Source organism: Enterococcus sp. 1001283B150225_161107_E12, from assembly GCF_015556925.1.
GTDB classification, from domain to species: Bacteria; Bacillota; Bacilli; order Lactobacillales; family Enterococcaceae; genus Enterococcus_B; species Enterococcus_B mundtii.
The window spans coordinates 142,100-155,645 of record NZ_JADNNI010000001.1; the positions used below are offsets into that span (position 1 = coordinate 142,100).

Annotated in this window: 4 protein-coding genes; 3 read left to right on the forward strand and 1 reads right to left on the reverse strand. The window is 37.5% G+C overall.

Annotation, left to right across the window (positions count from 1 at the left end):
- Positions 1 to 92: 92 nt before the first annotated feature.
- The 3 genes from I2F89_RS00570 to I2F89_RS00580 all read left to right on the forward strand — a co-directional run bounded on the left by I2F89_RS00570 (position 93) and on the right by I2F89_RS00580 (position 3,329).
- Positions 93 to 767, forward strand: a complete 675-nt coding sequence (locus tag I2F89_RS00570; protein ID WP_071867051.1) for a response regulator transcription factor — start codon at positions 93 to 95, stop codon at positions 765 to 767.
- A gap of 4 nt (positions 768 to 771) precedes the next feature.
- The gene (locus I2F89_RS00575; protein WP_195513221.1) at positions 772 to 2,082 is read left to right on the forward strand and encodes a sensor histidine kinase; all 1,311 of its coding nucleotides are present in this window, start codon (positions 772 to 774) and stop codon (positions 2,080 to 2,082) included.
- A 248-nt stretch (positions 2,083 to 2,330) separates the two neighbouring features.
- Entirely contained in the window at positions 2,331 to 3,329 is a 999-nt protein-coding gene (locus tag I2F89_RS00580; protein WP_195513222.1) for a tyrosine-type recombinase/integrase, read from the forward strand.
- A 252-nt stretch (positions 3,330 to 3,581) separates the two neighbouring features.
- Here I2F89_RS00580 and I2F89_RS00585 read toward each other — a convergent pair whose 3' ends face one another.
- Entirely contained in the window at positions 3,582 to 12,857 is a 9,276-nt protein-coding gene (locus tag I2F89_RS00585; protein WP_195513223.1) for a QWxxN domain, read from the reverse strand.
- Positions 12,858 to 13,546 lie beyond the last annotated feature (689 nt).

Sequence of the window (13,546 nt, forward strand, 5' to 3'; positions counted from 1 at the left end):
GCTTAAATGGAACTTAATCCGAAATTTAAGTTTTGTTTATGCTAATCATGGTAAAATCAAACTATATGGTGAAAACAATAGAGGTGGAATGTATGATTAAGTTATTAGTGGTCGAAGATGATCACGTATTGTCGGATAATATCAAAGAGATCATTTCTGAAATTGGTGAAGTAACTCAAGTCTATGATGGCAGCGAAGGCTTATATGAATTGGAATCTGGTGTTTATGATCTAGCGGTTCTTGATTTGATGATCCCAGAAATGAATGGGTATGAAGTATTAGCGCATCTTCGAAAAAAGAACATCTTGACCCCTGTCCTGATCTTGACAGCTAAAGATGGCTTAGAAGATAAAATTGAAGGATTCGAGCGTGGTGCGGATGACTATTTGACCAAACCATTTTATCGTGAAGAATTACTGATGCGGATCAAAGCATTGTTGAAACGTTCATTAGGTCTTTTCAGTGATCACACGTTAGAATACCAAGGAATCGTCTGTGACCTGCAACAAAATACCGTCGAATACAAGAAACAACTACTTCCGATCCAAGGGAAAGAATTTGAGTTGCTTGTTTATTTCTTGCAAAATAAAGGGATCATTTTGACGAAAGAACAGATTTTCGACCGTATCTGGGGATTTGATTCTGATACTACGATCACTGTCGTAGAAGTCTATATGAGTAATCTTAGAAAGCATCTTCGCGAGACCGGTTTGGATAAAGAAATCAAAACGTTACGTAATGTCGGTTATATTCTACAAGGAGAGTGATGCGATGACAGACAGTATTTTCAACAAACAACGTACGAAACTTTTCGCAGCCAATGTGACAGCTTTTGCTTTGATATTTCTCTTGCTTGGGGGGATCATTCTACAATTATTGAATCAATCTGCCTATCGAGAAACGGATCTAATGTTGAAGAATATCTCGATAAACTCACATATGGTGCAACTAGAGATCGAACGCTACCAACATGGAGATCCTTTTTTCAACTCTCAGATCCCCCCACGACAAGCGGATTCGTTACCTGAAGGAGATCGTTTCAATACTCAGGTTATTTTATGGTCTGCATCGGGGGAAGTATTGAATAAAGAAACCATTGGTGGGCGTTTTAACCAAATCGAAGAAATCAAATTGGATACTACCCATTTAGATACGATCCAAAATATTGATCTGGCACAAGCTGATCAAGGAACGTCCCTTTATTTTCGTTCAATTACCAAAAAAGCAACAAACCAAGGAGAAGTTGCCTATGTCCAAGTTTTGGAAAATACCAATCAAATCAACTCCTCTTTCGGGACATTCCAAACGATTTTGATCCTTTGTATGATCGTCTTTTGGTTAGGCTCCATTGGCGTCAGCTACTATTTGTCTAAATTAAACATGCGTCCAATCTTAGCATCATGGCGTCGACAAAGAGAATTTGTGGAAAATGCTTCCCATGAATTGCGAACACCATTAACAATCATCCAAAATAGTTTGGAACACCTATTCACTAAACCAAATCATACGATCATCGAAGAATCTGAAAGTATTGCGCAAGCATTGTCTGAAACGAGACGTCTGACTGGTTTAACTTCTGACTTGTTGACCTTAGCTAGAAGCGATTCGAGTCAAGATACGCTTGCAAAACAAGCCTTACAAACAAAAGGTTTTATCGCTGAGCTGACTAAACCGTTCCAAGAGATGGCAACGATCGATCAAAAAGAATTTCTAATAGATAACCATGCTGATATGAGCGTTTTAGTCGATCCGAAAAAACTCCATCAAGTATTAGTTATTTTGCTTGATAACGCACTCAAATACACGAGTAAACACGACCAAATCATTGTGACCTCAATTAGTACGAATAAAGAATGGGTGATCCATGTCAAAAATACTGGTCCTTCGATCAGTGATGAAGACAAAAAACGCATTTTTGATCGGTTTTACCGTGAAGACCAAGCAAGATCGAAAGAAACTGGCGGGTATGGGCTAGGATTAGCGATTGCGAAACAATTGATCGAGCAACATAAGGGGCAATTGACTGTGTCTGATCACCTTCCTATGGGTGTTGATTTTAAGATTCAGTTACCTATCAAATAAATTTTTGTGATATATGACAAAGACACTTTGGAAAATAGCTGCTGCTACATCGAAGTGTCTTTTTTGTTGATTTAGTTTTTAGTATTCAGTGAATGATTGTAGTAAAATGAGGCTAGGATAACCAGTAACAGTTGTCCTTCATCGCTCACCCTAAAAGGCTAATACATTTTGGGAAGCAGACGTAATCTTTGCAGTAAAAACACTAGTTACTGTACCTTGACCTTGAATAAGAAATGGAGGTTTTTTGCATGGATGTCAAAACAAGAAAACAGATACAAGAAAAGTTGAAACAACGGATGCTCCAGTTACCACCGATCTTCAATGATTTTTTGCAGGAAAACGCAAAAAAATTATCATTAGCTAGTCGCTACGAATATGCAAAAGATTTCCATTTATTTACAGATTACTTACGAAAAAACCATAAGCAGGAAATCAATGATCAGTTGATTATCCAATTGGAAAAACAAGTCTATCTTAATTTTTTGAGTGAAGTTTACCTTCACACGCGAGCTTTCCATACAGCTGCTGCCCAAGAAACGCAACAGCAATTCAAAAATGGTTACTACGGGATCTCCCGTAAGCAATATGCTTTGAATCATTTTCTACGCTTTTTGTATGAAAAAGGCCTTGTTGAAAAAGAGATTTCCTTGTTAGGGGATAGTTTATCAGAAACTACCTCTTCCGCTCCTCGTTATATCGACGCTTCTTTATTAAGTAATTTCGATTCACTTTTCATTCCGGAAAAAGGATTTAATTCTCCACGTGAAGCACTTTTTGAACAAAAAAATCGTGCAAGAAATCTGGCAATCGTAGCTGTTCTTCTCTATTGTGGGTTGAAAATCCATGAAGTCGTTGAATTAAAGTGGAAAAACATTGATTTTAAGAAACAGATTTTAGTTGTTGATCGCAAAGCGAATCGTTTGGAGCGAGTACCTATTCCAAATGAAGCACTCCCGGTACTAGCGAATTATGCCAACCAACATAAAAATGGCGCATCTGGTGAATCCTATGTTTTCCGCTCTTCACACGATGAACAAATCTCACCGCGCACGATTCGCCAAATCCTTGATCGAATCGCGGTGTACAAAAATGTATCACCGGAATTGTGTCGGAAAACCTTCCGCTACTATACTGAATTATACTTAGGCGACAAAGATGCAGTGAATTATCTCTGTGGCAATCGCTACGTACGTCCTCACTCATTTGAAGAAATCTACGAGAAGATGCGTGACTTCTCCTATCGCTAAATCGTTCAACGATCTATGGAATGAAAAAATCGCATAGAAAGTTAGTTTGTTTCTTCACTTTCTATGCGAACTATTTCTTGTCGATGATTTTATTAACGGGTAGTTAACCTCACTTCAAGTTTTTTTAAAACGATCAATTTGATGTTTTATTTTTTTGAAAATGAGGAAAGTATGTCGTAACTGTTCATCCTACTGAGATCTTAATCAGTTGCACTTGACTGATTAAGAAGCGGTTCAATCATAGTGACTAACTTATCTTTGTGATACATTCAAATCACTTCGTTTCATTTTTTTATCGTTGTTCCCTCCTTGTCCAAAGAGATTAAAAGGACTTTGCTTTCGGACTGTTCTTTGTTTTTTCTTCATCTTTTGTTTCTTGATCAATCCAAACGGATCCAAGACATTCCGTTTATTTTCCGTGTTTCCAGTCAAGCCGAATACATTAACGATTTCACTATTCTCTTTTCCTTCGTTTATGATGGTTTCGATTCCTCTTTTTTCTCTATGACCAGTGTCTCTTTCCGGAGTGGCAGTGACTGTTTTATTATTTAGGAGCGTATGGACATTGTCCAATGGAATTTCTATCTCATTCGCCTTATAGTCCCATATTTTTGATAAGGCAATCGCCATCATAAGATATCCATTCCCTAGATCCATGCTTTTTGTTTCTCTTTTTTGTACTTTAGCCCGCGCAAAAGGTAGTCCTTTAACAAGACTGATGATAAGGTTCATTACAGTTTCTGCATCAGTCAATTTAATATTTGCACTTAAAAAAGGATCTGTACCTATGGACACCAAGACACTTTCTGGTGATAGTTCTGGTAAACCAAAACACATCGCTGCCTGCTTGACGAATTCTTGAAATGATGGGGATAGTAAAAGCTTATTTTGATTTTTATTAAATGAATCTCGTATCTCTTCCAGACTGTTCATGAATACTCCTCGAGGGGGTAAGGTGTAACATATGCAATCTTCTGTTCCGGCCATAGTGTGTGTGATTTCATGAATAAAGGTTTCCTTTATACCCGGACGTACTTGTCGATTCAAATCTATTTTTGAATCCATATGGAAAGTATCAGCAAAAATAAGGATGCGACAATTCGGATCATTGCTTAAAACAAATGCATCTGCAAGTGGGCGTGTTGTATATTGAGAAAAATAACTATTGGTGCTTTTTTGAAAAACCAAATCAGTAGAAACTATCCAAATATTTTCAAATTCAAAAGCAGCAGATTGTTCAACGAACTGAAGACCTTTTTTAGCGATATATAATAACCTTTTAACTGCTGCTCGCATGACCTCTTCCTTATTTTCAACGTTCTGTAGTTCAAATAACGGGATAAAAAGTTTGGCTGCATCTGTAGTCTCTATTTTGTCATGACTTAGCCAGAAATCCGCTAATTTTATATAATTTTCGAAGATAGATGCCGTTTCCTGAACTTCCTCTATGAATTTTTTTGCAAACGGTCTGAGAGAAGGCGGAAGCTTACTCTGTTCAAGACCAGAAAAAACTTTGTAGGGAAGCTCGGGCGTTTTAGGTAAATATAGTTGGATGACCTCTGCTAGATCACTTAACAAATTTTTTTCTGCGTCTATTCTGACTCGGTTTCTAGGTAGTGGAATAAACCCTTCTAAAGGAGGAAGTTTTACGCTATGATCCACAAATCTGAGTGCATCAATATTAATGTAAGGGATAGCATCTCGAATCATATTCCACTCTTTTTCTCTTCCAGGATTTTTCGGAAAAACAGAGTAGTCTGGTTCTTTGTTTGTACCTGTAGTTTGTGAACTCGATGCGCCAGCTGACGTCCCTGCTTGCGAACTACTTGGTAACTCTTGCGAAGGGATGTCTTTTGCTCCAGATCTTCGGATCGTTTTTTCCAGCTCAAACAGTCGTTTTTCTTCGGAGGTTTCCAAGCGGAAATAATTATTTTCTAAATCAAAGCGTAAAATCCTCAGCAGATCACTCCCGTTTTTCTTCAATAAACCGTAGCGATTTATTTCTGGATTGAGTAATACGGTTGTAACATACTGATCATTGATTTTGAGATAGGATTTTCCTTGAGCATTCCACATCAAACCATTTTCATCTGGTGGTGAAAGCGTACTTGGATCTTTTATCGTTTCTGTTTGTCCCAACTGTTTTGTGATTGTTTCGATTACTTCTTTTGTAACCATCGGTGATGTTAGTGGCTCGAATCCCCACTCGATTCCATTATATTTTACCGGAAATATTTTGTCTCCGTTACATACGTCATAACGGATTCCTTGACCTTCGATAATTGTCGCTCTGACTGGGACTATATGACCGTTTAACTTGATATAATACTCTGTTGGTAGATCTGTTTTTTTGATTGCTAAGATTGGACCATCTCCGTACCCTCTTGGGTTTAAATTCTTTTCCTCAGAAAAAGATTTATATACAGCAACTGTACTTGCTAAGTGTTTGATTAATTCCTTTTGTTCTGAAGTGAAGGAAATAGGCCCTTCAAAGCGTTTTAACTGATCGCCGTGCAACGTATAATATTGGCCAAAGACATCACCAGTTTCAATATCGGTCACCTGTAAAAACAAATTACCTTTTGTACGCTTGACAAAGATATGTGGTCCATCTTTTGCTAGCTTAGCAAGTAATATCTCTTCTTCTATAAATTTCGCTTTAGATGCACTATCAAATCGTTCTAATTTGCTTAATAGTATTTTCATTTCTGTCGTAACCAGTGAACTGTATTTAAAACTGATCAACCGTTTGATGATCAAATGTCCTCCTCCGACTAACAACTCAAATCCTGGATCGACAGATCGCGCAACGCTTTTCATCAATGCTTTTATGTCAGATATACTAGGAAGAAAATAAGTAGTATTTTTGATTACTAATTTTATTCCCCCTTTCGCTAGCGCTCTAGATGCACCTAGCGCAAATTTCCAATTGAGTGCTGTGACTTGACCCAAAATAGGAATCATCATAACCGCATCAATCGTACAGGATGTCACCGCTTCATTAACATCTTGATCAATGATACTCACAACACAATCATAAAATGGGATAAAATGTTTGACTATATTCCAGACTTTTTCAGTGACTGTTTTATCATTGCCAAATTCATACATGATATTATAGAGAAAATCACTGTGTTGACGTGCAAGTTGATCAATAAAGGGTTTTGTATCGTATCCCTGACATAGCTTTTTATCTTTTTTGATGTCAATGGTAAAGGTAAATAATTTCTTGCCTATTTTAATCCGATCGCCTTCCTTTGTATAGCCTTGTTTCAAAAGATGTTTGTTATTAAACAAACCATACTCAAGGAAAAGTAAGGGGTCTCTATCGACGCGATGGATAATATACCCACCTTCATCTGCCAGTTTTTTTAACGCGTATATTCGTTCTTCCTTTCCGTTATTTGCCACAAATAGATCCGTCTGTTCAAGTTCAAGTATGGTGTCTAACCATGGATCATGTTTGAAAAAAATCATAGGCATTGAACCAGGGGCAGAAGGAGCATAGTAATGTACCTTGTTGTATAATTTGGCAGATGCTAAAAAAACAGTAGTATTCGGAGAAAAGATAAAATGCTGATCTTCCGTATTTAGTGAATATAATGAAAGTTCAATTATTTTTTGATCCAAGTCAAAATAACTATCAGAAATAGCTCTTGTCAAGCTTTTATAGGCGACCTCAATATTGACGGGCGTAAATAGGTGAGGACATGGATTTCCACCACCTAGATAGATTTCGCTCATTCCAATAGAAAAGGTAGCACCAAGTCGCTCACACTCTTGAACGACATCATTTGTTATCGCTTGTTTTCTGCGCCAATGGATGGTTGCTTGTTGATAGGGTATAAATCTTTTTTCTATTTCTTTTTGAATATCAAGACGTATTTTATCTCGCTTGTTCCAATAACCAATAAAGGTTTGCAGCGCATATTCTTTATAGCTTCCTTCTTTCCCTGCTTTGCGTAGTCCTTCTGGATCGAGCTGCGCCGTCGTGATCAATGCGGGGATCAATAGATGATTTAGTTCATCAATTGTTGTGATTCCTTGGGTACTGATCGTTTCACAGAACAGAGCGCCCAACTTGCGAATTTCAGTTTGATCAAATTTCGTACGATAGCCGACGTTTTCAAGTAATTTCGATCCGATCAGCTGTATCACCGATCCAAAATCCGATATCAGTAAATCATCGGAAATTTCACTTGTCTCAAGGAAATAATTTGGTAGGGTCTTTTGAACAAATAGAATCCAGATTTTTTTTAAAATGCTTAGGGAGTCCTCTGATATTTTCGCATCTGTTTTGGACAAATTGAGCACACCTGCTTTTGCTAATTCATCCACCTCAAATAAGTTTCGTAGTTGCCCAATAGTAAATATCGATGGATCTTGTACGTCGAGAATATTTTTTGTGACATAAGCTTCGACTGAGTTTTCTAATATCGTTTCAAATATCCATTTGGTCACCGTTAATTCTGCATTTTTTTCACTGATTTTTTCGTCTGCTTCCCCACCATATCGATTCATTTCTTTCAGAATGATTTTTGCTATAGGTTGCGTTTTATCATTCATGAGGACGAACCCTGCGCTATCTTGAGAAAACCATTTGCCGAAAGCGACCAACAATTCTTCTTTACTTGGGTTTCTAGGCAGCAGTTGTTTCTGTTGAAAGAATATTTCGATTTGATTTCTAATATTTTTATCTCGCCAGCGACCATCTTCAGAGATGACGAATGATGGATCGCTTGGAGGAGGTTCCGGTATTCCTTCTATCGGTGGAGCAGCTGTTTCTAGTGTATCCATCGCCCATTTAAGAAATGCTTGATGCGCCTCTTCATCTGAGAGTTCTCGAACTTTAAAGATTCCGACAAAAAGAACTAATAAGTTTCTGACTTTGTTCATATCCACTTTTTCTGTGGATGATCCCTCTTGGAGCGTCCAGTGGGTGGCCACTTTTACTAAGTTATTTTTATCATCGGGACTGCAAGGATGACCATAGCCAGTTAAAAAATCAGCTACTTTTTGTAATGTTTGTTCAGCCTGTATTGCAGAACTTCCGAATTTATCAATCTCTACATCACTGATTTGTCTCCCACTTTTATTGATGCCATTCTCAGAAATAAATGCTTTGACTTTTTCCTTCATTTCTTGCTTTTTGCTATCCTCATCATTTCCATAGGCAAAATTCAATTGTTTCATATCAAAAGTGAACCCATACTGCGTATTATTATTTGTCCATTGGAGTATCACTGCATAAGCTTTTTCAAGAGTCAAATCTTCCTCATTAATATTGTATGCAGTAAGAATGATGTTGGCTACTTTATATACCCTTCCAATCATAAAATGATATCTTTGCTCAGAGAGTATCCAGTCTTCCACTGCTTTGGTTAAAAAGCGGGATTCTACACGCCTCAATGTGACATTTTTTGTAAGCATGTATTTCCTAACTACCTCATTAACAGACAATGTTTTCCCTCTATTAACAGAGAATGTTCTCTCCATTTTATTAAAAATATTGAGATAATACACATATGGAATGAGTGGTTTTTCATTAGAAATATTGGGCGTCACGCCCTTACTATATAGCCTAAAGATGTGGTCGCTTTCCTGCTTCTGTTGGAATTTACTTAAAACGTATGGTGATTCATCTGGAGATATTTTATAATAGGTTGTTTTTTCATTTATCGTTCGGTAGGTCGCTCCTTCTACTAAAGTATTCAGTTTCCATTGCATATAAATTGCCTGCAATTTTCTTGTTGATAACCGTTCACCTAATCTTATCAGTGGTACATCGTATTCTTTCAAGATCATGTATGCAAAAAAATGCATTTTTTCTGAATCAACACTATTTTCAGTTTGCCAGTTTTTACCTATCCATTTTTCGACTTGCTCAATTAGAATCTCGGGGGTGTCTAGCTTTTCCACGATTCTTTGCTGGATAAGGTAATTTCTTACTTTCTGATTTACATTAGCGGTCCTATTTCGATTTCGATAAATAGAACCAACAAAATAAAAATTTGGCAGATCATGTATTTCGGCTTCTAAAGGTTGCTTGTTATTGATGACTTCTTGCACCACTTTTTTGATTTTTATCAAATCATTTTCCTGATCTGAAGGAATCACTTTCTCCGTCTGATTTGTCGTTGCTGTTTCAGTATACTCAGGAGATTCAAAAAAAGGGATTGTTTTTATGTCTTGAAATTTGGCATCTTGGTAGACATTATTCGCTCGCCATTGTAGGAAAATTGCATTTACTTCTGCATCAGATAATCTTGTCACTGGGCGACTAAGTGTATGAAGTATGACATGGGCAATCTTTCTCCTTCTAATCAGTGATAGAGTCGGACTTTCTTCACTTTCTAATTTAGCCAATTCAATAAAGATATAGCGTATGAGTGATCCTCTCAGTTTGCTAAAACGATTTTCTTCAAGGGATAAAAACTCTTTTACGGATTCATTAATTGTTTCTGTATGATATCGATCTCTAAAAATCTCATATTGAAACCAGAAGGGTGTTAACACGGCATCCATTTTCAAGTTCGTGTACAAGTGCTTTATATCAAGATAGGATATGAGCCGTAATTTTAACTCATGTTCAACGTCCATATTTAGCTCTTCATATGACAATAATGGCGCTTGTAAGCTTTTATCACTTTCATACAAATCGGTACCTGGGATATGTTCGCCTGACCGTTTCTGAATCAAATGATCGGGTTCTTTTTTGAATGTGTAGCCACTAAACGCGTTGTTATAGCGCCACTGTAAAAAAATAGCGATACTTCGTTTCTCTGATAAATTATGTGCAGGTAGTCCATGTTCTTTTAGAATCGTTTTAGCAATTTGTAATCTCCGATCGATAATCGCCGCATTTGAGCCTCCGTTATTGGCAAAATTTTGCAAAACAAGTGAAAAATCATTTGACGCTAGTCTTGATGATCCTTTTAATTCTTCATACTGATCGACAAGTTCCTCGATGATTTGATCATTGACTTTCGCCGTCTCTGCTCTTCGATCAAATAATTCTCGATCAAACCATATCGGGGGCAAAGTCACACCTGATTCCTCAGGTAGAGTCTGATTTTTCAAATAAGCCATGACTATTTTATTTACGACAGCGTGTTCTTCTTGCGAAAGGTCTTTAGAGGAGTTCAAAGATACTTGCGAGCTGATGTCATAAGGCAATAGTTTTTTTTGTGTTGGAGAAGATGATTTTAAGTGTTGTATGTCTGTTAGGCTCAGTTCATTGAACTGGATGTCGCTAAACACATCGTTGTAAATCCACTGAAAGAAAATGGCTATGGCTCGCTCGTCTGAAATGGTGTCATCATTTATGTCGTAGCATTGAAGTATAACTTTAGCGACCTGGCGTCTTTTTTCCAGGATGGCAACACTTGATATGTCTTTATCCACCCACTTTAGTAGAGCGAGGAAAAAGTCTTTGGTAGACAAATCATCGATCAAACAGAAACCAAGGTATTCACACACACGCTCTTTGATCCGATTGGTTGCGACTTCACTTTTCATGCGCTGTTGAAAGACATCTAAGTCGAGCCAAAATGCGTCAATCGATTCGGTTTTTGGTATAGGCAAAGGTTGCCCTTTTGTATACATATCCACTCTTTGGTTAATAAAGGATCGAGTCGTCTGTGTGATTTCTTTCACTGAATTCAGTGGTATTTTACTCGCATCGTATGGGGGCACATCCGCTGAGGCGGAAGGCGTATCGATTCGTTGTGTCACTTGTTCCAATGTGTCTGGAAGTTGAAATTTATAGTTCATGAAGGCATGATTGTTACGTGCTTGTAGAAATATTTTTATTGCTTGGACATCTGTAATTGGCTCATCTTTTACGCCATAAGCCTCTAAAATGACCTGCGCAATTTGTCGTCTTCTTTCTAATACTAGCTCCTGATCACTTGGATTCTTTGAAGTCCCCCAATTATAAAGAGCTCGAAACAGTTCTTTTGTGGAGACGCTATTAGAGAAGCAAACGTCATCAGACAAATCGCAAAGTGATTTTCTAATCGATTCCATTGCCATGCCTACTTTATGTCTCTTTTGAAATAACACTAAATGAAACCAAAAGGGTGTTAATGTTTTCGTAGTGACTGATGGTGAAGGTTCAATATTCACATAGGATTTCAGTACCTTACTGACTGTTTTTTGGATTTCAAGAGAAGGTTCGTCTTCCAGATAATTCATTGAAACACTCATACTGGAGGCATAAGGTAAGATAGGAACATTCAGATTATTTTGAGGTGTCGGTAGCGCTTCCGCTCCGGGGAATATCTGAAAGTTGCTCTTTTCAAAGAATTGATCGATCCGTTCATTGAATTTTTTTGCTAAGTCTATCAGCGGGGCTGCGAGATATTCTTCCTCTTCTTCCAATATCGGTGTTTCAGTTGCTTGGCTACTCTTGGGTGTCTGAATTTGGTTGCTTTTAGATGTCTGAGGAAGGTAAGGCACCTCACGGATCTTTCTCTCCTCTTTTGATATCTGCTCAGTTGCGAGATGTTCCGCTGAGAATGTCCGTGCCAAGACTGTGAAAAATTTTGATAAGATACTCTCAGTCGGCACGTCATTTGAACTTGCTGTGTGACTACTATTCTGATATTCGTAAAAAAAAGCAGTAAAGGTATCTGTCAAATTGTCCCAAAAAGATGTTGGCAGAGTCGAATGAGTTTGATTATTTTCACTGTGATTACTTGGTGATCCTGCTAGATTCTTATAATATGAATCTATAACCAGACGAGCGATATTTTTTGCTTTTTTTTGAATTTCCCCTAAAGCGACTCTATTTTTTGCCTCTTTATTTTTAAAGGAAAAATGATGGATTTCTTGTTCATCATCTTTTGGTTCTTGTCTTAGTTTTAAGGATTTTGACACCGCCTCTTGGCAGATCGTATTAAAATGATAAAGTGTGTGATTTTCCTTTTCCCACATTCCTCCCTCAAGTACTGATTGAGTTGTAACTGTCGTATTGCATTGATCGATTTTTTCCAAATTATGAATAGTTTTGTGTATCTGCAGTGTCCAATGATGGGTGAATTCAGCTAAAGAAATCGGTTCTTGTAAGGTTGCGTTTTTTATTGAATTAGAAAAGTATTCCGTCGCATGGATCGGTTGTGCTGGTTCAACGAGGGCCGGATTTACACTTGAACGAAAAGAAAGAGAATGGATCGTCGGCTGGTATGTCTTGGTCTGATTCGTTGCGGTCTGATTTACTGGGGGGTGATCCAGCATAATATGATTCTCGTCAGTTTTTACTGGACCAATATCCACATAGGTGTCAGCTTCAAAGGCAGGTCTATTTGTTCGGAGGGCTCTTAGAGGGGTCCCTCTCACAGCCAGAGAATCAGTGATGACTAATAGCTGAAGAAAGAGCATTGGGGACCACCTGATCCGTTCGTTTATCTTGGTATTCGCTTGGTTAGAGATAAAATTCGCGGCTTCTTGTCTATCTTTTGGATTCGATCCTTTGTTCAGCTTATTATAATGCATTCCGACAGGTTTACGATATTCTTCGATTGGCATGTTTCCACTCCTTTTTAATTCTATTTATCATTGATATTGGTATACCTTCTATTTAAATTAATCATATATAGAAAATAACTCGTACCAAGTCCTATTTTTTATATAAGAATAAATAATGTTGAATGAACATCTTATTCAACGATCATTTTATATCCGATCCATTAGAAGCACATCATTTAGTCATACAGTTTTTCGTTTTTTTTTACTTGAAAAGTATAGTGGTACAGAACCCATCCTGTGTATCGGCTACCTGTTCCAAATGACGGGATTTCCGATACTAACAAATTATTCTATCCAACATAAAAAGGCGGACTTGGAGACTCCTTTTTTCTCTCTTCTCACGATGAACAAATCTCCCCCAACACGATTCGCCAGATTCTTGAGTGAATCACGTATACAACAATATTTCACCGAAATTGCATCGGACAACCTTCCACTACTAAACTAAATTATACTTAGGAGATAAAGATGCAGTGAATTGTCTCTGCAGCAATCGTTACATTCATTCCCACTCATTTGCTGCTGTCGGTGCAAAGAAGTGTGATTTCTCCTACACTGAAATAAACAAATAATCAAATTAATCGCCTAGCAAGTTGCTTGTGTTATCTGGTTCTATCAACTTGCTAGGTTGATTTTTTATCGACATAAATGGATCTTAGGTCTTCTTTCTTATTATTTTCAGCCTGTGA